Genomic DNA, 22,955 nt, shown 5'->3' with positions numbered 1-22,955 from the left:
AATGGAATATAGAAAACTAGGAAACACAGATCTAAATGTTTCAGCAATAACCTTTGGTGCCTGGGCTGCCGGAGGATGGATGTGGGGCGGCACAGAACGTAAAGATGCTATACGTGCAATACAAGCAGCTTATGATGAAGGTGTAACTTCTATAGATACAGCTCCTGTCTACGGCATGGGTACAAGTGAAGAAATAGTTGGCGAAGCTATAAAAAATTACTCCCGCGATAAAGTGCAAATACTAACAAAATTTGGAATGCGTTGGGATGTTCAAAAAGGCGATTTTTCCTTTCACAGCAAAGATAACAGCGGTAAAGAAATCGATTTGTACAGATACGCCGGTAAAGAAAGTGTTATTAAAGAAGTTGAGGACAGTTTAAAACGTTTGGGCACAGATTATATTGATCTGTATCAAATACATTGGCCAGATACTACAACTCCTATTCAGGAAACTTTTGAAGCTGTTGCGAAACTAATTGAGCAGGGAAAAGTGCGTTATGCAGGAGTTTGCAACTACAATGTAGAGCAAATGAAAGAAGCTGAAAAATACGTGAATTTAGCATCAAATCAAATTCCATTCAGTATGGTAAATAGAGCTGTAGAAGATGAAGTTGTTCCTTATTGCATTGAGAATAACAAATCAATATTAGCTTACAGCCCAATGGAGCGTGGTCTTCTTACAGGAAAAATAAAGCCTGGCCACGAATTTGCAGAAGGTGATCACCGTGCCAGCAATAAATATTTTACTGACGAAAGTATTAAAAAGACTAATGGCTTTCTTGACAAAATAAAACCTATAGCTAATGAGAAAAATGTGAGTCTGGCTCAGCTTGTTCTAAAGTGGACGATTGAACGTCCCGGAATAACAATAGCATTAGCAGGTGCCCGTGATGAAAGCCAGTCTGTGCCAAATGCAAAGGCAGCAGATATTAATTTATCTGGAGATGAAATTGAATTTATTAATAAAGAATTGGAAAAAATTAGCTAATTCGTTCAGTAATGACTTTTTTCAGAATCGCGTCAACGCAGTTAATACCGTCGATCGCGGCAGAAATAATTCCACCGGCATAACCGGCGCCTTCACCACAAGGGTATAGACCTTTAATGTGAATGTGCTCCAGCGAAACTGGATCACGTGGAATAGAAACAGGAGAGGATGTTCTACTTTCAGGTGCATGTAAAACTGCATCGTTAGTATAATATCCTTTCATTTTTTTACCAAAGGCAATAAAAGCTTTGCGCAAGCGTTTCGCAATAAGCGGTGGCAGAACTTCATTTAAATCTACAGAAACAATCCCTGGCTGATATGAAGTTTTCGGGAAATCGTTAGAAACGCGTTTTTCCACAAAATCAATCATGCGTTGTGCCGGTACACGCTGCGTTTTACCCGCAGCTTCCCAACAAGCTCGTTCTACTTCTTTCTGAAAATCGAGACAAACAAAGGGATTATCGGGTGAAAAGTTAGGTAAATCGGCTGGTTCTATACTCACCACAATTCCCGAATTAGAATACGGATTGTTGCGTTTGCTTGGGCTCCATCCGTTTGTGACGACCTCTTCCTGATTAGTTGCGCATGGAGCGATAATGCCACCCGGGCACATACAAAAAGAATAAACTCCTAAGCCATCTACCTGTTCCACCAGACTGTAAGAAGCCGGCGGTAAATATGGATTGTCATTATCACCATAATATTGAATGGAATCAATTAAGCTCTGCTGATGCTCTATACGCACACCCAAGGCGAAAGCTTTGGCCTCTATTTTAATTCCTTTTTTGTGAAGCAGATAAAAAATATCCCTTGCTGAATGACCTGTGGCCAAAATCACCTCATCAAAAGAAAGCCAATTTTCATCATTTATTTGAATCGCTTTTATTTGATTATTTTCAATTTGAAGATCTGTGAATTTTGAATCAAAATGCACTTCTCCACCCGCTTCGATAATAGCTTCACGCATAGCGGTTATTATCTTAGGTAACTTATTTGTACCAATATGTGGATGTGCATCGACGAGAATATCTGGATCTGCACCAAAATGTACAAACCACTCCATTGCCTTTAATACATTACCTCGTTTTTTAGATCGCGTATAGAGTTTGCCATCAGAATAAGTTCCTGCTCCGCCCTCGCCAAAACAATAATTAGATTCCGGGTTTACAGTTTGTTCTTTATTGATTTTTGCCAGATCACGTCTTCGCGAACGCACATCTTTTCCTCTTTCGAAAATAATTGGTTTTAATCCGCCTTCTATTGCGCGTAAGGCAGCATATAATCCTGCTGGACCCGCTCCTATAATCGCGATTTCTTTCGCAGAAGCGACGTTTTTGGGCACAAAAGGGGAGATTTTTACCCGATTTTCACCGATTTTCCACAACTCTACCTGTAGCATAAGCTTAACCGGTTCATTGCGTGCATCTATAGAACGCTTTCTTATACGCCAGTCCTGAATCTGAGACTTTCTAAATTTGGATTTTTCAAGTGCAAGTTCAAAAATGTAATTATGATCTTCCTGTTGCTGCGGTAAAATAGAAATCTGAACAAGCCTACTCATTACAAAAGTGGATTTTTGGGTGAGGAAAGTAATCTTTAATTCTGACCTTTTTTCTTCCGCTTGAGCTGCATGGGTTTCCTGTAAGCTTTAAACTTTTCAACCCTCTTTGAAATAAATAAACTTATCAAATAGCAGGTTATTAAGCCAATAGCAATAGCCACATAATCAGTTACAATACCATCAAGTGCAATACAAATAATAATCGCCAGCACACTGAAAGCATTTACAAAAAGAGAAATCTGGTGATGCTTTAAACCCAGCCTTAATAGCAGGGAATGAATGTGGAGTTTATCTGGTGAAAAAGGAGAACGCTTTTGCATTAACCTAATTATCATAATACGGGAAGTATCAAAAATGGGATAGATAAAGAGAACCATCGCAAGGCTTACAGAATTATCTATTTTGAAATCTGCATAAGAGGGTAAACCTTCATTTACTTTTAAAAAAGTGACCAGCATTACCGCACAAAAGAAACCTATGAATAGAGATCCTGTATCACCCATAAATATTTTAGCGGGATGCCAGTTAAAACATAAAAAGCTAATAATTCCCCCCGACATGGCCGCGCACAGTAAAGCAATGTTAGTAAAGCCTGTAATGTAGAACCATACACCCAGAAAAAGTGTGCATAGTAATGCTATTGATCCTGCCAAGCCATCTATACCGTCTACCAGATTAAAAGAGTTTGTGAGCCCCACTATTACAAACACAGTCATTGCAAAACTCAGCCATTCTGGAAATATGATATCAAAACCAAGACTATAAAATGAAGTAATGTAAATTTCGCCTAATCCTACAACCACCCCAGTCGCAACAATTTGTATTAAGAACTTTATAGTAGAAGACAATTCTACCATATCATCTCTAATACCTGTTATTGCTAACACTACAAGAGCGAAAAACATGTACTTGTACTCACCAAAGAACTCCATGGGAGTCCAGATAAATGCAGAAAGCATAAAACCTACAAATACGGCTACGCCCCCCATAGTGGGAATATTGCCAACATGTAATCTTCTTCCGCCAGGAACGTCAACAACCTTCCTACCTAGAATAATTCTAATTATCTCAGGGAGTGTAATTAAGCCAATTACTAACGCTGTAAAAAAAGCAAAAAATATAAGTATGAGTGGTGTCAATATAATAGCTTATTTAGTAAAAAAGATGGCAAATATAGAAATTATATCCAATATTAATTATCTTGAGATTCTGTATGATCCCTTATAGTATTATCATCATCATGACACGATAGCTTATAATAAAATTAAAGCTGCTGGTCTGCATAAAAACAACTTTTTTACGCTATGATACCATAGTATATTATAGAGTGTTTTTATCAGTTTAAATCAAATATAATTTTTAACCAGTTTTTTAGACTATATTTCATTTTAATTGCCTCATCTACTTTTTGATAATCGGATTGTAAGAATTCATCAGGTATGCGGATATCTTTTCTATCAACTACACAAATATTAGAACTATTATAAAAATCATAATCTACGACTTCTTTATTGGTAGTGATTAATTTTTTATCTGCTCCTAACATTTCTATAGTTCTCATTGTAAGACCAGACTGGTCAGGATGTTCAATATCAATAACTATATCTGATTCATCTAAAATTTTAGAAATCTCATTATTATTTAAAGGCTTAAAATTTATATCAGTTCGCTCAATAACTCTAAAATTTTTATCGGTTATTTGCTTAAGTTTAAACAGTATTCTATCAGGACAATAAAAAAACTGATATGTTTTAAATCCTTTTTTTCTTATCTGATTTGAAATTTCTGTTACAACTGGATAACGATCACTGTGAACAGTACCAAAGAAACACGTTTTATAAGGCTTATCCTCTTTAAAATTCCCTTTGCCACATTGATTTTCAAATTCTTCTATAAAAAATAAAGGTAGGAATTCAATTTTAGAATCAATAGCTCTATCCCTAGCGTCAAATGTGAAAAACCTGTCTACTAAAGGAAGCATAAAATTAGACTTTTTCTTGTTCTTTACAGAATCCCACATATATGTCAAAAACTCTGCCTGGGGATTTTTGTTTTTGAAATTCTTAAAAATAGAATGGGTAATTGTTTCTGGATTTACAAGAAAGATGTAATCAAATTTTATATTTTCAGTTTCTTTTATAATTCTATCGTAGTGATTCTTAATTCTCTGTCCAATTAAGAATTTAAAATTGAGACGTATAAAAACTTTACTAAAAAAAGAATTTGAAGGTCTCTCATCATGCCATATCACATAACCTCCTAAATCTTCTAATGCTTTTTTTATTTTTTTTTCATAACCAAAAAATTGAGGGGAAAGAAATAAGATATTTTGTCCTTTGAGGCTTTTCATAATTATTTTAACAAACCTTTTTCTTTCATTTCATTAATCGATTTATCATAGGAATCGCTCTTTACTTCCTGACTATTTACCCAATTAACAAAATTATTAATGCCCGTTTCAAAGTCAACTTTTGGATAAAATCCTAAATCATTTTTAATCTTTGCAAGATCAGCATAATTATCTTTAATATCACCTAATCTAAAATTTCCAGTGACTGATATATTGACATCTGAAGCATATGCATTTTTAAGAGTTGTTGCCACTTTTAAAACATTTGTACGTTCGCCTGAGCCGACATTGTATATTTGATAATCAGCGGCATCATTTTCAAGTCCCAAAATGGTTGCATCCACTACATCATCAATATAGACAAAATCTCTACTTTCTAAACCATCTTCAAAAACATTGATATTATTACCATTTTTAATACGTGTAGAGAAAATCGACAATATCCCTGTATAAGGATTAGACAATGATTGTCCTGGACCATAAACATTTTGATATCTAAATGCCACCGCTGGAATATTTAAAGATTTACCTATGACCAAAAACATTTGTTCTTGAACTTGTTTAGTAATACCATATATTGAAGAAGGATGAATTTTGCTTGCCTCGTCTGTTGGCATCAATTCTACTTCTTTGCTGCAATATGGACATTTGACCTCAAAGTCTCCATGAAGCATATTCTCTTCATTTCTTTCAGTAGGGTAGATTATACCATGTTTTTGGCATTTATATTTGCCCTCACCATAAATGGAACGTGAGGAAGCCACTATAATTTTTTTTATATTATGGGTATCATTGGCTAAAATATCTAACATTAGAGAAGTACCTTGTATATTAACATCAGTATATTTCCCTATTTCATACATCGATTGCCCTGTTCCCGTTTCAGCTGCATAATGAATAACAGCATCTATTCCTCTTAATGCTCTTTTCCAATCTTCTTTTTTAGTAACACTACCATGAATAAAGTTTACTTTGTTCTTTATGGACATGTATAAAGCAGAAGATTCCGGATCTTCTCCATGTATTTGCGGAGATAGGTTATCTAGAACTGTTATCTCATAACCTTTATTGATTAATTTCAGTGATAAATTTGAACCTATAAAGCCTGCGCCTCCTGTAATAAGTATTTTTTTCATTTATGTTTTATCTTAAAAAATCTCCTTTGTTATTTGTTTTTTCCCACTGTTGATTTTCAGGATTATATCTTTTAACTATTTTAGCTGGTGCCCCTACAATCACACAATAATCAGGAAATTGCCCTCTTACCACTGCATTTGCGCCTATAATGCATTGTTTGCCTAAAATTGTTCCTGCCTGAATGGTCACCCCATAACCAATGAAGCAATTAGAACCTACTTGGGTTTCTGAAAATTTCATGGGCTGATCCATAATATGGACATCAACCTGATTGAAAGTATGTTCCGTATTAGTAATAAAAACATTGGCTGAAATAGTGGTATTTTCTCCTATGGTTAACTCTCCATCAGAAATAGCATGAAAATTTTGACCAATTGAAACATTGTTCTGAATATTGATCGAACCCATATCATTTAAAATTTCAAATCTGAAGTGGGGAAAAATTCGTACCCGTTTACCTAAGAAAACACGTTTAGCTCTAACTATAAATAGTGGATGACCTATATAACTCATGTTGCCAATTTTACCAAATATGAGTTTATAGCAAATTGCTCTTAAAGCCCAAAAATATCTTTTATCGAGAATAATATTCATCCATTAATTCATTTGCTACCATTTTACTTCCTTTAAGATTCTCATCCCTAAAATGACCATCGATTAAATAATTATAAAAAAAATAATAAAGAAATTCATCGACCTTCTGCTTATCTGGCCTCCAATTTCTTGAAAGCTCTAAAGCCGCACTTAAATTAGAGTGTGGTTTAATGCAAAGTTCAGGACGGTCATAATAAGCATTGCCGAGAACAACCACAGGTTTGTATAACGCAATGGCTTCAACCCCTACGGTAGAATTATTAACTATTACGACATCTGCCATTTGTAGTTGAACGTTTAAAGCCGTTTCATTATCAATAGGAATGTTATGAGCTTTTATAAAATTATAGAGGTTATCTTCATACCTTCCTTTAAACAAAGGATGCTCTCTTATGACTAACTTTGAATTCGCTGGTAGCGCCTTATAAACTCCATTAACTATATCATGATGATTACTATAATCTGGGCTATGATAAACCATATTAACATCAACAGGTACTTGAAGAATTAAAAGAAAAAAAGTTATTTCACTACTCTTGGTTTCGGCTTCAATTCTAATGTCCTCATAAACAATACTTTTTGAAGTACTATTGGGAGCTACAAATATATCAGAAGGCATAAATCCTACTGAACTCAATAATGTTTGCAGTATAAAGTCACTTCCTCTATAAATAGGGGATCTCTTGTATTTTTGTGACCGTTCTCTTTGTAAAAATTGCAGAATTAAACCTGCCAGATTTAGCTCTGCATTTACAGCTATCTCTTTTTTTCTAATCGTTGCATTTGTATTAACACCCTCAGTATCTAAAATGGTAGTACCAAATGGACCCTGTTCAAAATAATAAATTTTGATACCCAGCCTTACTGCTAAAATGTTTAAAATTTCTATCACCATTCGGGAATCCCCACTCAGTATTAGCACATCGGGTTTATTATGTTCTAATTTTTTTTCCCAATAATCTATCGCCGCAATTGCCTGCAACAGTAAAGCAGGTTTATATCTCGTGCCATTACATATTATATGATAGTTGATAACCCCTTCTAAATCAATACCTTTGTAAATTTTAGATGAATCCAGTTTTTTTTTATAACCCTCTCTTGATAATAACCCCCTTATATAAATTATCATTGAACACCAAGAAGCCTCATGACCCCGGATCCAAAAATATAAAGCACCACTAAAATAAAGGCTATGGTATCTAAACTCAATAGTAGATGTTTCACGCTTAAATTCTTTTTTAACACCTAAAAAAAAACGTGCAAAATCATCATAATATCCTATAGCTAAAACCTTCATTTTATAATTCTTTGAAAAAATTCAGTCTGAATTTATAAGGCAACAAGTTTCTTTCTTCCCCAAGTAAATATAGAACACTACCTGTTAAAATTAGACTCAAAATTACAACTGAGCAATAAACTAATATTTTAGACTCCTTTGCAAATATTCTAAGTAAATAAGAAAAGAGAATCACATTACCAAAAAATAAATAATATTCAATTCTTGAAAATAATGTTGTTGATAGCATAAGAATTGAAACTAAAGATGAAAAAAACGTCAAGTTTACAAAAAACAAATCATTTTTATCATTAATAATTTTTTCTTTATTACAGAATAGCAAAAAGAAAATACCAATAAGCAAAAGTATAAATAGATGACTCCCCAAATTCATAGGTTCAAAAAATCTTAAATATCTTTCGCTTAAGTAACCTGACGAAATACCGCTTATACTTAAAGCTAGCAAAAATAGATTTTGAATCCTATTAATCGCATATATAAGTAATGTAAGAAGAAAAAGTGTCATATAGATTCTCTTTCTATACTCCTTCATTAAAACAAAATATAAAGGGATTGTCAAAACAATAGAAATGTGAAAAAAAGCTCCAAATAAAATGGTAAGCAAAAATAGTTTAAGGCTTCTTTTTATTATAAAAGGTATAGACATTAGAAAAAATCCTACTGCAAATCCTTGCCTCACAATGCCGCTTAAAATACCAGAATAGATATTGATCAAAAGTAAAAGAACAAGTATTGAGATTACATAATTCTTGGAGTATTTAGAAATTAGCCAAATAAATACTCCTATAAGAAAAAATGTTTGTATAAAAATAACAATCTGAAAATTAAATCCCAGATCTCTTGATATTGAATTTAAAAGTAAGTAACCTTTTTCCAGGCCCACATATCCCTCTCCAACTGATTTAAGATTATGAATTTTATTAAAAATAATTTCATACGTATTATAGTCTCTACCAGCATCGAATCGGATACCATAAAAAATTATAAGAATAACACCACTTATGAATAAATGAAAATTTCTAATATATTTATTATCCAATCCATGGATATTAAGGGCGATTACTAAAAGATAAACGAATAAATAGTAGGACATTTTTAATACATCTCTTAACGCATAAAATTCTAAAAATCAATGTGCTTTAATTACGTTACATAATTTTTCTCTTAAATCCTTATCAAAAATCCAAAGTAAGCAAAAATAAAAAAGGTAGCCTAGGCAAAGTGGTATTGTAACTTGATACAATTTCGGAAGGTTAGCTAAAAAGGTCTTTACTTGTTCCATTATAAATATTGCTATTAAAAAATAAATAACTATATAAAAAAACTGATATTGAAAAATATTAAGTTGGTGCCTTTTATATAATATAAAACTACCTAAAATTTTTGTTACCAATAAAGAAAAGATAGTTGCTATTGAGGCTCCAAGAATACCGTATTGGGGTATAAGCAAATAATTTAATACGGCATTCATTATTATACTAAGTAATAGTATACGAACAGAAATTTTTACACTACCCACCATATTAAGTATCTCTACAGGACTCCCTAAAAAAACGAGCAACGCGTACCCTGAAGATAATATCATTAACGAAAAATCACCCTTCAAATATTCAGCTCCAAAAACACTAAGTATGAATTCTGGGAAAATTATGAATGGTATTAATACGCCCAAGGATAGAATTACGGCCAGTTTTAAATTAGCCTTGTACTTCCTTAAAACATTATTATCCTTTAACATCATTTTTATTACCGGCTCAGAAGATTTGACCAGAGCGGTATATGGAAAAAGTATTACCAAAGTCAGCAAAATGCAAACATCATATATTGCCACACTTTCATTGGTCGAAAGATTGCCCAACATCATAACATCCAGTCTACTTAGAACTACAAAAATAATGGAGCTAAGACCAAGTTGAAAACTATACGTAAATCTTTTAAAAAAATTAAAAAACTTCACATTAAAAACCTTTAATAAAAAAGGAAGTTTATATAGAAGAATAGCTATTAGTGCCAGCTGTGATAAAATCATAGCCCATGCTAGGGATTCAAAAGTGTGGCTAAAAATGGCAAACACAACAAAAAAAAGAGCTCGAAGTGCTCGCTGGGTAAAATTAGTTAAAGTAAAGCTGGAATTAATAGAGCCTATTGCACGGAGTCCTGCAATTCCTACATTAAAAAAACCCCAGAGCGGAATCATTAAAAGAGTCAAATGATAATTTTCCAGTTCTATATTTCCACTAAAGACTGTATCTGTAATAAATTGACCGAGAATATATAGTATAAAGGTTCCTGCAGATAATGTAAATAAAGAATAAAAACATTCTTCTATTATAAGTTTTTGTTTTTCTCCAGCCTCCAGTTCTTGACTATAATAAACAACTCCATTATCTCTACCAAAAACAAAAAATACAACAATTAACGAGACAAAAGAAAAGGCAAGCCTAAACTCACCATAGATCTCTGTATCAAATGTTCTTGTTATATAAACTGTGATGATGAACATCAAAAGAGTACCCAACACATTGGTAAACACTCCAGTCATTACATTATTAAAACGCTCTAGTCTCACAGGAAACTATTGTGTAAAATAAGTAAGAGCCTTATTATAATCTTCAACAGTGTCTATTCCTAAAGATTCCTTTAGTGATTTCACCATTTTAATCTTATATCCATTTTCAATAACTCTCAGCTGTTCCAATTTCTCTAGCTGTTCTAAAGGCGTTTGAGGCCAAGAAGCAAATTCTTTCAAAAATCTACTTTTATAACCATATATACCCAAATGCCTATAATATGGTGACGCCGAGATTTTCTTTTTATTGAAAATCTCCTCCCTATTATCCCTATCTAGTGGTATAACGCTTCTCGAAAAGTACATTGCATAATTATTTTTGTCAACTACTACCTTCACAACATTAGGATTTAGCAATTCTGAAACCGTACATATTTTATGCATAGCACTTACCATATTAGTATTTTTATCAAATGCCGCAAGAATATCTTCAATTAGCAAAGGTGATATAAATGGCTCATCTCCTTGTACGTTTACAATGATATCTGCTTTGATTCTTGAATTGACCTCAGCGATTCTGTCTGTTCCTGATTGGTGATTTATGTCGGTCATAAAAACATCTGACGTAAATTTTTTACAGTGCTCAAGAACTTTAAGAGAATCAACGGCAATTATTACACCTTTTATTCCTTTGACTTTTCTGCACTGCTCATAAACCCTCTGTATAACACTTTTACCCTGTAAATCCAATAAGATTTTATTAGGTAACCTAGAAGAGTTCAATCGTGCTGGAATAATAATATAATTATTCATTATTTTAAATATTAATATCATGTAATCGGACAATTCCTAGTAGGCCCTTGTTGGAGCCAACTAGCAGGGAAGTTATTTCCTTTTCTAACATCAAAAACTTAGCTTTTTCAAGTTTCATCTCTCTATTTACAAAAACAGGATTGATTGTCATTATATCAGTTGGCCTTAAATCAAAAAAATCCTTTTTGTAATGCTCAATAGCTCTTCTAAGATCGCCATCTGTTATTATCCCCTCAACATTATCTAGAGTTCCTACTATACACAATCCAGAGAGTCCGCTATTGATTGTATAAATACATGTTGCCATATCCGTATTCGAAAGTATAATAGGTATTTCTGTACTGCGCATATAATCCTCTACCTTTGAAAGGAGTCGTTTTCCTAAATTTCCACCAGGATGGTATTCTGCAAAATGTTCTTCTTTAAAACCTCTTCCTTCCATTAAAGCTATTGTAAGAGCATCACCCAATGCTAGAGTAAGTGTAGTAGATGTAGTAGGTGCTAATTTAAGGGGGCACGCTTCGGTTAATGGGCCTATATTGAGATGATAGGTTGAATTTTTTGCCAAAGTTGATTCCGGATTACTCGTTATGGATATAATAGATATTTTTTTATCTATAAAAAAGGGTAACATTTTTAATATCTCATCGGTTTCGCCACTATTTGTAATAGCAAGAATGATGTCATTCTTAGAAATCACGCCTAAATCACCATGAAAAGCCTCTGAGGGGTGAAGAAAAAAACTTGGAGTACCAGTACTGGCAAGAGAAGCAGCAATTTTATTCCCTATATGTCCGCTTTTACCTACACCCGTTACAATTATCTTACCTTTGGTATTTAAAATTATATCAACAACTTTAGTAAAACTATAGTCTATATTATTTCTTAAATTTAAAAGCGCTCTCCCTTCCAAATCTATTACCTCCTGAGCTATTTTAATAAAATTCACAATATTAAAAATTTTGGATTGTACTATTAAAACCTAACGTTGTTTATTCTCTTCCGAATTTACTTCTTATTAAGATTTGAAAATTCAACTCTTTAAAAGATACTTTACTATAATCAATTTTTATTTAAAATACACCCTAAATATTTGTGTCTATTTTATTTAAAAAGTAATGTAATCAACTATCATTTTTATGTGTTTCCGAAACTTCTCAGATAAACGTTTTTAAAATAGAGAAAGAAAACTATAATACACCCTGTAAAAATACCTAAAACAATTCCTAAAATTAAAATTGACCCTTTATTAGGGCTGTCCTTTTTTAGAGGTACAGAAACGGGTTCTATAATAGTAAAAACTGGTGTATCTTCTTTAACTTTAATTGATTGAGCTTCTAATTGTTTAGCTAAATCTGAAAAGACACTATATTCTAAATCATATTCAGATTCTAATTCTTCCAATTTCCTCTTTGCTAAAGAAGTCTCTAAATATCTATTACGATCTCTAAAAGCCGCAAGCCTATCACGAATAGAATTAAAAGATTTTTCTTTTTCTTTATACCGCTCTTTAATAAAATCTAATTGTTCTATCGCTTTTTGACTTCTAAAGTCTGATACATATTCCTGTAATAATTTCTGCACATGTTGTGCAAGTTGAGCTGCAGGCAAGGCTTCAGGCATCTTGCAGGAAATAGTTATTTCTCTACTATCTTCGTCTATACTTATCAATACTCTTTTCCTCAATATCCCTTTAAGATATTCCTCCTCACTCGAAAGAACGACTATATTCCCCTCGTTATTACCCCCTATAAATATTTCCTTTTGATCTTGATCATTAAAAATAGATGTCACCTTGTTAATAATGGATTTATCTTTTTTCTTTATGAAATAATTTGCAAAAGAAAGGGGCTCCTTAAAATCTTTAAAACTTAAGCTATCTTTAATTATTGTTCTTTCAAAAGGAATACTCTTTACTATTTTAGGGTATAAAGTTATAGGAACCTCATTATCAGGAGCAGAATTACTGAGATTAATTCCCGCAATAGCCGCAAGACCAGAAAGATTACTACCAAGACCTCTAGAGCTAGTCGTTTGAGGAATCATAATAGTAGATGATTTATATTCCGGCTTGGATATAAGTATCACTAAAATAGATAGGATAATACCAATAGTAACTGACCAGCCTATTATTCTTCTACCACTTAAAAAAATATGAAGAATAAAAAAGAGGTCTATCCCATCCTGTTTAGCCTCTATTAGACTTGATGTATTCTCTTTATCCATTAATTTGTAAATCGATCTATAATTAAACCAATTGTTCCTAATCCTGTAGTAATGGCAATCATTTCCTGAATAGAAAGCCCTCCATTTCTTTCAGGTTTTGGAGGTACTAATATTACTGCACCAGGCTCTAAGTTTGGATAATCCTTAAAAAATACCCAATTACGTGTAGCCTTCACATCACCGTTGGTATATATAACATACACTTTACTCTTTTTTGCATCAGTTGTGAAACCTCCGGAATTTATAATATAATCTTTCAAAGTTAAATTCTTATCATATCGAATTAGAGAGGGCGATAAAACTTCTCCTCTCACTTCGATTGTTTGTCTTTCAGATGGTATTGTGAGAATATCACCTTCCTGAAGAATAATATCGTATTTTGAATACTTTCCCCCATCAACTAGAATTTGTTTCAAATTTAAACCTATTCGAAAATCAGATTCTTCTTCTTGAACATCTACAATAGAATCTTGCTCTCCTATATTTTTTAGTAGTTCTTGTTGCTGATCCACATCTTTAGTATTTTTCTTTCTTACAAGAGTGGCTCCCTCAATATATGCATAGGGAGATAGTCCACCGGCATATTCTAATAGATCAGACACGCGATCATTTTTACTTGTAATAGTATAATTTCCCGGGTAACTCACTTCTCCTTCAACCTCCACTTCTTTCTGGGGAGAATATCCTTTTAAATATCTTACTGAAACATGATCAAAAGGCTTCAAACTAAACCCGACACCTGTTTCTATATCTAAATTATTAGTACTTGACCACTGAAAACGCTTGCTTAGAGTCTCAAAATTTCCATCTTCAAGACGTCTGGAAATGTCAATCACCCTCACATCTGCTCCCTCTTTAAACCCCCCTGCAATTGCAATGAGATCTTCAACCTTCAAACTATCAATATATTCAATTGTTTGAGGGTTATTTACCGCACCATTTATAGTTAAGGTCATTCTTTCACGTAGCGCATTTTTGTCGAAAACATATACACTATCCTCACGCATAAGAGGTATGTCAAACTTTTTATCTAATAGATCATTTATTGAGAATGACTTTGCCTCTCTTCTGTAACCATTCTTGATTCTATAGAGTATTCCACGTTCCATTAGAGCCTCTTCTTTTACACCTAGAGCATTTTCAAATAGTGTATAGAGGGAGGTGGAGTCTTTTAGTTCATATGCACCTGGTCTATAAACTGCCCCAGAAATACTTATCTTATTCTCATAACGATCTACTATTTCTTCTATAATTATCTCATCACCATCCTTTAAACTAATCGAATTTTCGCCTATCACTATTTCTTTTACAGACCGCTGTTTGCCTGTAATTCTATTAATAACAATTCTGTCTTTATAGGCTGCAGATGTAAATCCTCCAAAGAACTCTTTTAAATCCTTAAAAGTTTCATTCTCTTTAATTTCATAAACTCCGGGACGCTTTGCGGCCCCTTCTACAGTAATTTTTTGCACATAAGGTCCTACAATTATAACATCCTGATCTTTTAGATATTCATTTCCTGAATTGTTTCCATTCAAAAGAAATTTGTAAATATCGAAATTAGAAATTTGCCTGCCATTTCTTATCAATTTTATATTTCTAAATGTTCCATTCTCGCTGGGTCCACCAGATGCATACAATGCATTTAAAACAGTAGAAAGAGCAGAAAGTGAATACGTCCCTGGAGTAGCAACCTCTCCTATTATATTTACCTGTACCCTGCGAATATTTGTAAGAGAAACATCAGTGTATATTTTGTAGGGACTCTCATTTGAAGAGTTAATTCCTGAATATATTCTACCTAAACTATTTTTTATCTTTTCTTTTGCCTGCTCTATTGTTAGTCCGCTTAAGTATATAGGACCTACGCTTTCAACGCGTATAGCTCCATCAGCAGCTATAGTTTTTTCAAAAGTATTTTCAGTTGCACCCCATATATTAATAATGAGACTATCTCCTGGCCCTAATACGTAGTTAGCGGGAGTTGCCAGATTCAATGTTGGTTCGAATGAAACGTTAGTATTACTAAAAAAATCATATCCAAAAATTTTACTTTCTTTTTTAGGTATAGAATCATTCAAACCTGTATGGCCAAATAATTGTTCAGACTCTCCCAGCTTAACCGTGCTATTTTTTAAGGTCTTGCCTCGAGATACTTGGTTTTCTGCGGGAAGAGCTATAATGCGCCTTCGAAGCTTAGCGATTTGCACTTGTGACATGCCACGTCCCGCGGCTAATACTTCTAATTCATCAAGTGTATATCCCTCATCTTTTGCTCTCTCCCAATAAGTTCTAATTTGAGCATCTGAAAGATCATCAACATTCAGTTCTGTTATTTGATCATTAATATTCTGTGAATTGACATTTTGAACACATGTAAGACTAATAAATATTATGAATAATATAAATCGATACTTCATTCGATAATTAATTTGTTTTAAAATTGAAAAATGACATTAACAATCCACTTTTTTAATTTTGCAAAATAAAGGTTTTTACATGGTTTAATAAAGAAAAAGATGATGTCATTACTAATCAAATATATTAAATGAGGTTTTAGTGAAAATATTGTACTTATATTGGTCATTAGAATAAATAAACATAAGATAAAGAAGAACCAAATAAGTTACTAACTCTATTACTATAATCATATCCTAACGAAACTTTAAATTCTCCGAAACGGGAAGGGTAAGAAAATTGACAAAAACTATAGACAGCATTTTCTTTTAATTCAAAGGATTGATCATAAGTACCAAAATTTTCAGCAAAACTTATTTTTAATAAATAATTCAATTTTCCCACTTCACCCCCTAAACCAAAGTGATGTATAATACTCCTATTCGTTAAAAGTGAGTAATCATCGGTATTGGCTTTTATAAAGGGTGTTCCAATCGAATTGCCAAAATATGTCCACCCTGACTTATAAATTCCGTTATAGAAATAAAAATCACCCCCACTAATTGAACCTCCTCCATATAACTTCGGTCGACCGCTTTGAGAGACTGTTTGCTGGTACTCATACAAGATTTTAGAAAATAAGGATTTGCGAAATGATTTATAATATACTCCCCAAACCCCATCAGGAAAATTTCTGAGCTCACGCCCAGAACGATCTTCAAAAATAGATTGATAATAAAACCTCAAGGCATATTCTTCCCTATTTATCCTATAATCAATATGGTATGATCCTAAATGATTTCCTAATGCATTTCTTTGATCTGTTGAAATAGAACTCCCTCCCCCACTATATCCTATAAAAATCCGCAAAAAATCCTTAAAATCGGTTGGTTGAGGACCAAAATCGGGCGAATTACCACCCCACTGTGCATAATGATCTAAACCTATTGATAGCACATCATTGCTATTTAAGGTAAGATCAAAGGCTATATTTTTATGATGAATTCGGGTATTATTCACATATCGTGGGTCATTCATTTGATAGTGATCTAATTTCCATTCAATATTTAACCAATCAAAGATCTTTATAGGGCGATTACTCTCTAATTGTAAACCCGGAAGAGCCCTACTGTTGCCACTCCATAAAATATCTCCACCTACGCCAGATAAACCATCAAGTAATAACTTCCTATGTTTTAAACCAAAGGTCGCTTTGAGCCAGGAATAATCATATTCAATATAAAGTTCATCAAGTACTAAATTGTTATAATGTCCTTCCTCATAGTATACACCCGCTCCTACATATAGACTACTTTTTTCGTTTAACTCTAAAAAATAGTCCATCGCAACTTTAGAAATCGCATCAGTTTCTTCAGATATTTGTCCCTTTTGATTTGCATGAAACCAGAAAGGATTTTTTTTCTCTGAAGATAAAATTCCTATTCCCTCAATCTCTCCACTCAATTGAGCCTGAGAGCAGTAAGAAATGAGACATAAAATAATTAAAAATAACACCCTGACTAAATTCATATCCCATTTAAAATACCTGCTCCTTGCTTGATATAAGGTTATAGCTTTCACTGTTCTTTCAATTATGTACATTTGAAAAAAACTATAAAAAGATGTTATCTATTTTTAATCCCAAAACTTTCTTAGTAGACATTTTCAATGACTTTACTGATATACACAATCATATTCTACCCGGTATTGACGATGGATCGAAAACCCCTGATGAGTCACTTGTGATGATTAAACGCATGATAGAGTTAGGAATAACTCAATTCATTTGCACGCCACATACAATGAATGATTATTATCCTAACACGCCCTCTACTATAAATAGTGCGAAGGCAATATTAAAGAAAAAACTTGATGAGGCAAATTTAGCTTCTATAAGAATTGATGCTTCCTCTGAATATATGATGGACAGTACTTTTTTAGAACTACTAAGAAAAGGGACTATTTTACCTTTGAAAGACAAGTTTATATTAGTAGAAATGTCATTTTTTCACTCTCCCATAAATTTGGAAGAAATAATTTTTGAAATAACTAGTAAAGGCTTTATTCCTGTGCTTGCCCATCCAGAACGATATGGCTATTTGCATCATAAACCCGATTACTACAAAACCTTAATTGGCAAAGGTTGTAAAATGCAATTAAATACACTTTCCCTTACCCCTCACTATGGCAAGTATGTAAAAAAAATGGCAGAAAAACTGTTGAACGAACATCTATTTGATTATATAGCTACTGATACACATCATCTGGGCCATATAGAAAAATTATCAGGGATTAAAATTAAAACTAAATTGCTAAATAAAATTGAAAGCATAGTCGAACACACTAAAAACACTTTTAACCAATCATAAATCAAATATAAGAAGCGAATTTTTAGCCAAATTTACCGATTTTAACCCCTAAAAAACCGTTTATTTTTAATCACATTGCTTTTATTAGAGTAAATTTTAAATGTTATTAAACCATTACTCCCGTTCTTTTATTATTTTTTTTTTCATAACAATTTAGCATAAAATCAAGGTATGACTCATTTATTTTGGGCCAGGAATATAATTCCCTTATTTTACAAGAATTAGCTGCTATCATTCCCGAATGCTCTAATTTCACAGTGGTTTCGAGAACCTGACTTACCTCCTCTAAAGAAGAAAAATAAAATGCGTCGCTTTCTAAAATTGCTTTATTAAAAATATTATCATTAGCACAAATCATTGCTCCTGATGCCATTGCTTCTAATAGTGAGGGGTTAGTACCACCAACAGTATGCCCATGGAAATAGATATTAGAAAAATATCTAATGTTATTTAAAATATTAATATCATAAACTCCGCCTATAAATTTAATATTCTCGAAATTTTTAAATTTCTTTTTTAAATAACTACCATAAGTAGTTTCATGCTTCCCAATGACCAGAAAGTCTCGTTTTATATTGGCATGAACAACACCATCAAGTATTATTTCTATACTATTTTCTGGCTCTAAACGGGCTACTAGCATATCATAAGCATAAGGCTTTAAACTGTATTCATTTAAAACCTCTCTCTTCGGGTTAGTGAAAAGATTTGCACCATAAGGAATGTACTCAGAATTAACAGAATATTTCTCGTTTATATAATCCTGGATACCAATAGAATCTGAAATAAGATAATCGCTAGATTGTACTGCAAGTTTTTCTGCTAGTTTTAAAAATACCTGAACTGGTTTACTAAACTTCGACCGTTTCCATTCTAACCCGTCCATATTAGTTAGCACAACCGCATCCTTTGGCAATAAAAACCCCCAAATAGAGCTACTGGTATAACCTAATTGTAAAATTATTTGAAAATCTTTGTGCCTAACATCCTGAATACAATTTAGATCATAGACAAATTGACCTACTGTACCTATTTTATCCTCCGGATCAAAACAATGCACAATATTTACCCCCTGATATACATTTTCCTGATAAGGATGTTCATGAGAATTATAAACAGTCACATTATGACCTTTATTTGCTAAATAAACAGATAGATATTCTGCGAATTGTTCAAAACCTCCATAATGATTGGGGATACCTCGTGTACCAATAATTGCTATTTTCATAATTTAGCTACTAATGGTTTGGGCAAGTATTTCTGAAGTTTTCTTCCAGTCATATTTCTTCTGAATTGTACTGGCAACCGAAGATAAGCTATCCTGATTATTTCCAGACTCAATTTCTTCTAAAATAGATTTCACGCTATTATTAAAGGTGTTCTTTTCACGAGGATCTATGTGGTATTTTTCAAAAAAACTAAATTCTTTCATTGCTGTAAGATTTGAACAAATAGTTGGGGTTTTTAATATTGCCGACTCTAAAGGTGGAATGCCAAATCCTTCACATAAAGAAGGAAAAAAGGCCACCAATGCGGCATTGTAAAATGATTTTAGGTCTTTAAAATCTATGCTTGTAAGATGATAAATCTTGTTATTCGATTTTTTAACAAGGCTATTATATTTTTCAGTAAACTCTTTGTTTTCAATAGCCATCTTCCCTATAAAAACAATATTAATATCTTGTTTCCACAGCTCCAGTTCTTCATACATGTTTAAAATCGCATTATGATTTTTACGAGGTTCTATTCTACTTACGTAAACGAAAAAATTCTGGATTCCGTACTTTTCTTTGATATACTGTCTAGAAATCATCTTACTCTCAACGGTTTGAAAATCAACATCAACCGCATTTGGCAAAACTGTTATTATCTTATCTTTTAAGTTAAAATTTTTCTTAATACTATCTGCTGCATAATTAGAAACACTTGTTAATACCTCCGCTTTCTTAGCCGCATGCTTGAAAAGAAGTAAATTTTTGTAATAATAGCTTTTAGGGAAATACTCAGGATAATCTAAAAATAATACATCATGAATGGTTACTATGTATTTACATTTCTTATTTAAAAATAGAGGTAAATAGTAGTTAAAATGAGCATAATCTATATCCAACGCTTTTATTATTCTCGGAATCTCATAACCTAATCTTAAAAACTTATTCGCATATTTTAACTGAACGTATTGTATATTAGGTAGACCATTAAACTCATTTTTTAAATTTTCAATATTTGTTGCTGCTAAAAAAACAGTAATATTATATCTATTAGTATCCAGATTACTATAAATACCTTTTAAAAAAGTTCTAGTGCCCTGATACATGCCATCAAAAACATGTGCATCAACTAATAGGCGTAAATCCTTCTTTTCCTTTATAGTAATCTTTTGCTCCATGAATCATTGCTTTTGCACTATTTAACTCTCCTTTTCTAACCTTATCCAGAATCCGTAGACCTATATAAAGTAATAATGATGGCATATATGTCTTTAAATATTTTTTGTAAAAAATTAGTCCATTTCTAATAAAATAATAATTGGCTAAATATCCTCTACCTGTAGAAGTACCTACCTTATCATAAACTACAGCTTCTTTACAAACCTCTAATTTAACATTTTGTAGCTTAGCGTTAAAACACCAGTCTGTTTCTTCCCAATACAAAAAATAATTGTCTGGCATGATCCCAATCATTCTTATCGTTTTAAGATTGGTAAGAAGAGCTCCACCGTAAATATAATCTATGTCTCCAGAGTCTTTCAAATTCTCAATAATACCAAAAGGCTTTTTCAATCTAAAAGATCCTGAAAATCCTGCTTCTTCTGGTGTGTCATACGATTTAATAGTACAAGAACTAATAAAAAAGTCTTCCTTGAAATCACTCAACTTTTGTAGGGCATGCGATTCGATAAAAGTATCTGGATTAAGTAAAAAAACTTTCGTTAAATCATCAAGTTTAGATTCTAAAAGAATTTTTAATGCCACATTATTACCGCCTGCAAAACCTAAATTTTTTCCTGTTTGAATAAAAAGAATAGGATTATCGATAATAGTAGTGGCTTTATTAACAACTGCTTTTTCATCAATATCATTCAAATTAGGTAGTTTATCCTCTATTGAAAAATAACTATAAGGCAAACCTGAACTTCTAATTTTTAATTTATTCTTAAAAAAAGGATGAGAAATATCTGGCCGTATGTTTCCATGAAAATATTCCAGAATTTTACTTTCAGAATTATTTGGAGAATTATTATCAAGCAGAATGATTTGAAAATCTTGAAATTCACTATTCAATAGTGCTTCAATACATTCAATTGTGTCTTTCCAGCTGTTATAATTTAGAATAATAATATAAAGAGGGGTCAAAATATTATAATTTAGGGGTTTATGCAGTATTGAAAACGGCTGCAATATACTTTAATTTTTATTGCTAATTATCTTCTATATTTTCTTCCTCATAAAAATCTTTAATATTCTCTTTAGCACTTATGAAATATCCCAGCGAAAAGATCACAGGCGCCAATGTCGATTTATTCAACCAGCCAGAAATAATAAAGGTTGTTAAAATCAATGTTAGTGCTAGCCCTGGGATGATGTTTTTACACAAAATATAGTTTTCATCGTAGTCAAATTTATCACGAAAATTTGTAATACCCATCTTGATAAAAAAGATGAGGTATGCAATCAACCCAATCAAACCCGTTTTTAAGATCAAAGTAATAAATCCATTATGGAAGAAAGGTATCTCGGTAAAATACTCATCACCAAGTTTTATTTCAATACCAATGGGAGTAGTTCTTCCAAATCCCTGACCAACAAACCATTCTAAAAAGCTGCCCTTACTTATTTGCTGCCATCCCATAAAAGCTTCAAATCCTCTCCAATTATTATTTATTTCACCTAAATCATCATAGTTCGAAATTGTAACTTCATCTAATGAATATAGTAGTTTCCCTATAAAACTAGAATGATCAGCAACCTCAATGTTTACAAGGAAAAAAGTAAATACGGAAAAAATCAATACAAGCATTAAAAATTTTAAAACAAAAAATTTCTCAAACTTTAATTGACCGCTTCCAGTAATCATTAATATAAAAAAGATTAACAAGAAGGTACGGGACACGGCTATAATACAAGTAAGAGTCAATATGCTAATAAAAAATCCTGTCAAAAATTTAGAGAAAATTTGCTCTTTTCTAATAATTTTTAATAGTAAAATGACTAATGCAATTATTACTAGGTAGCTTGCCACTCCCTCTTCTTCATGAAGAGCATTTACAGATTTAGCAGCTGACCAATTATGATTTAATAAATATGCTATTCCAAGAAAAACTCCAAGTACTACAAATGTTTTAAGTAATTTATCAATTGAGATATAATAAGCGCTAACATAACCGAAACTAAAAATAATTATAGGATTGAAAAAATAATAGAAATCCTTAAAAATATAAACAGGTTCATTTTCATAAGATTTTATAAAACCAAGAATTATAAATAATATAGGTAAAAATAGAATCTCCAAATGGTGTTTCATAAATCCTCTTCCCCAAATAGAAAATAAAACTGCAATAAATGCTAAGACAAAAGTAGCTTCTGTTGTAAAATAATAGTTTACTAGCGCAAATAAACAAATTAAAGCATATAATATTTTGTTGATAGATATCATGGATTACCTGTATTCTTCATTCTATTAGAGTTTAATGTAATGATAGTGGATAGTGGAT

General features: G+C 32.3%; 19 protein-coding genes. 2 read left to right on the top strand and 17 right to left on the bottom strand.

Translation table 11 applies throughout. The annotated features are described in order from the left end of the window. Position 1 precedes the first annotated feature (1 nt). Positions 2 to 988 carry an aldo/keto reductase gene (locus ACH3O9_RS13165; protein ID WP_416441179.1) on the top strand — a complete coding sequence of 329 codons (987 nt, stop codon included), beginning with the start codon at positions 2 to 4 and terminating at the stop codon, positions 986 to 988. On the opposite strand, the gene ACH3O9_RS13160 is transcribed toward ACH3O9_RS13165, so the two are convergent. The 13 genes from ACH3O9_RS13160 to ACH3O9_RS13100 all read right to left on the bottom strand — a co-directional run bounded on the left by ACH3O9_RS13160 (position 981) and on the right by ACH3O9_RS13100 (position 17,453). Next, the gene (locus tag ACH3O9_RS13160) at positions 981 to 2,549 is read right to left on the bottom strand and encodes an NAD(P)/FAD-dependent oxidoreductase (protein WP_416441177.1); all 1,569 of its coding nucleotides are present in this window, start codon (positions 2,547 to 2,549) and stop codon (positions 981 to 983) included. The genes ACH3O9_RS13165 and ACH3O9_RS13160 overlap by 8 nt on opposite strands. A 35-nt stretch (positions 2,550 to 2,584) precedes the next feature. Beyond that, entirely contained in the window at positions 2,585 to 3,688 is a 1,104-nt protein-coding gene (locus tag ACH3O9_RS13155) for a glycosyltransferase family 4 protein (protein ID WP_416441175.1), read from the bottom strand. A gap of 197 nt (positions 3,689 to 3,885) precedes the next feature. Further along, a complete protein-coding gene (locus ACH3O9_RS13150) occupies positions 3,886 to 4,899 on the bottom strand; it encodes a hypothetical protein (protein WP_416441173.1) in 1,014 nt (337 codons plus the stop codon). 2 nt (positions 4,900 to 4,901) lie between these two features. Next, on the bottom strand, positions 4,902 to 6,035 hold the full coding sequence (locus ACH3O9_RS13145; protein WP_416441171.1) for an NAD-dependent epimerase/dehydratase family protein: 1,134 nt from the start codon (positions 6,033 to 6,035) through the stop codon (positions 4,902 to 4,904). Positions 6,036 to 6,042: 7 nt separating this feature from the next. After that, positions 6,043 to 6,630 carry an acyltransferase gene (locus tag ACH3O9_RS13140; RefSeq protein WP_416441169.1) on the bottom strand — a complete coding sequence of 196 codons (588 nt, stop codon included), beginning with the start codon at positions 6,628 to 6,630 and terminating at the stop codon, positions 6,043 to 6,045. Then, positions 6,611 to 7,927, bottom strand: coding sequence for a hypothetical protein (locus ACH3O9_RS13135; RefSeq protein WP_416441167.1), 1,317 nt, complete (start codon positions 7,925 to 7,927; stop codon positions 6,611 to 6,613). The genes ACH3O9_RS13140 and ACH3O9_RS13135 overlap by 20 nt, the downstream gene beginning before the upstream one ends. Position 7,928: 1 nt before the next feature. Continuing rightward, complete coding sequence (locus ACH3O9_RS13130; protein WP_416441165.1) at positions 7,929 to 8,966, bottom strand: EpsG family protein; 1,038 nt, start codon at positions 8,964 to 8,966, stop codon at positions 7,929 to 7,931. 90 nt (positions 8,967 to 9,056) lie between these two features. Continuing rightward, a complete protein-coding gene (locus ACH3O9_RS13125; protein WP_416441163.1) occupies positions 9,057 to 10,496 on the bottom strand; it encodes a polysaccharide biosynthesis C-terminal domain-containing protein in 1,440 nt (479 codons plus the stop codon). Positions 10,497 to 10,502: 6 nt separating this feature from the next. Then, positions 10,503 to 11,249, bottom strand: coding sequence for a 3-deoxy-manno-octulosonate cytidylyltransferase (kdsB, locus tag ACH3O9_RS13120; RefSeq protein ID WP_416441161.1), 747 nt, complete (start codon positions 11,247 to 11,249; stop codon positions 10,503 to 10,505). A 4-nt stretch (positions 11,250 to 11,253) separates the two neighbouring features. Continuing rightward, the gene (locus tag ACH3O9_RS13115) at positions 11,254 to 12,198 is read right to left on the bottom strand and encodes a KpsF/GutQ family sugar-phosphate isomerase (protein ID WP_416441159.1); all 945 of its coding nucleotides are present in this window, start codon (positions 12,196 to 12,198) and stop codon (positions 11,254 to 11,256) included. 188 nt (positions 12,199 to 12,386) lie between these two features. Beyond that, positions 12,387 to 13,475, bottom strand: coding sequence for a Wzz/FepE/Etk N-terminal domain-containing protein (locus tag ACH3O9_RS13110; protein WP_416441157.1), 1,089 nt, complete (start codon positions 13,473 to 13,475; stop codon positions 12,387 to 12,389). Further along, complete coding sequence (locus ACH3O9_RS13105) at positions 13,475 to 15,895, bottom strand: SLBB domain-containing protein (RefSeq protein WP_416441155.1); 2,421 nt, start codon at positions 15,893 to 15,895, stop codon at positions 13,475 to 13,477. The genes ACH3O9_RS13110 and ACH3O9_RS13105 overlap by 1 nt, the downstream gene beginning before the upstream one ends. A 166-nt stretch (positions 15,896 to 16,061) precedes the next feature. Continuing rightward, positions 16,062 to 17,453: a capsule assembly Wzi family protein gene (locus ACH3O9_RS13100; protein WP_416441153.1), complete on the bottom strand. Its 1,392-nt coding sequence runs from the start codon at positions 17,451 to 17,453 to the stop codon at positions 16,062 to 16,064. 41 nt (positions 17,454 to 17,494) lie between these two features. Between ACH3O9_RS13100 and ACH3O9_RS13095 the strand changes: the two genes are divergently transcribed. Further along, positions 17,495 to 18,241 carry a tyrosine-protein phosphatase gene (locus tag ACH3O9_RS13095; RefSeq protein WP_416441151.1) on the top strand — a complete coding sequence of 249 codons (747 nt, stop codon included), beginning with the start codon at positions 17,495 to 17,497 and terminating at the stop codon, positions 18,239 to 18,241. Between the two features lie 106 nt (positions 18,242 to 18,347). On the opposite strand, the gene ACH3O9_RS13090 is transcribed toward ACH3O9_RS13095, so the two are convergent. The 4 genes from ACH3O9_RS13090 to ACH3O9_RS13075 all read right to left on the bottom strand — a co-directional run bounded on the left by ACH3O9_RS13090 (position 18,348) and on the right by ACH3O9_RS13075 (position 22,897). Then, a complete protein-coding gene (locus tag ACH3O9_RS13090) occupies positions 18,348 to 19,469 on the bottom strand; it encodes a DUF1972 domain-containing protein (RefSeq protein WP_416441149.1) in 1,122 nt (373 codons plus the stop codon). 3 nt (positions 19,470 to 19,472) lie between these two features. Next, positions 19,473 to 20,630, bottom strand: a complete 1,158-nt coding sequence (locus tag ACH3O9_RS13085; RefSeq protein ID WP_416441147.1) for a glycosyltransferase family 4 protein — start codon at positions 20,628 to 20,630, stop codon at positions 19,473 to 19,475. Further along, positions 20,578 to 21,597, bottom strand: a complete 1,020-nt coding sequence (locus ACH3O9_RS13080; RefSeq protein ID WP_416441145.1) for a glycosyltransferase family 2 protein — start codon at positions 21,595 to 21,597, stop codon at positions 20,578 to 20,580. Before ACH3O9_RS13080 ends, ACH3O9_RS13085 begins: the two co-directional genes overlap by 53 nt. 64 nt (positions 21,598 to 21,661) lie before the next feature. Next, on the bottom strand, positions 21,662 to 22,897 hold the full coding sequence (locus tag ACH3O9_RS13075) for a hypothetical protein (protein ID WP_416441143.1): 1,236 nt from the start codon (positions 22,895 to 22,897) through the stop codon (positions 21,662 to 21,664). Positions 22,898 to 22,955 lie beyond the last annotated feature (58 nt).

Origin of the sequence: Leeuwenhoekiella sp. A16, from assembly GCF_047946675.1 — a bacterium.
Classification (GTDB): Bacteria; Bacteroidota; Bacteroidia; order Flavobacteriales; family Flavobacteriaceae; genus Leeuwenhoekiella.
Note: the sequence above shows the minus strand (reverse complement) of the source record. Positions and strands in the feature narration are given on the sequence as shown.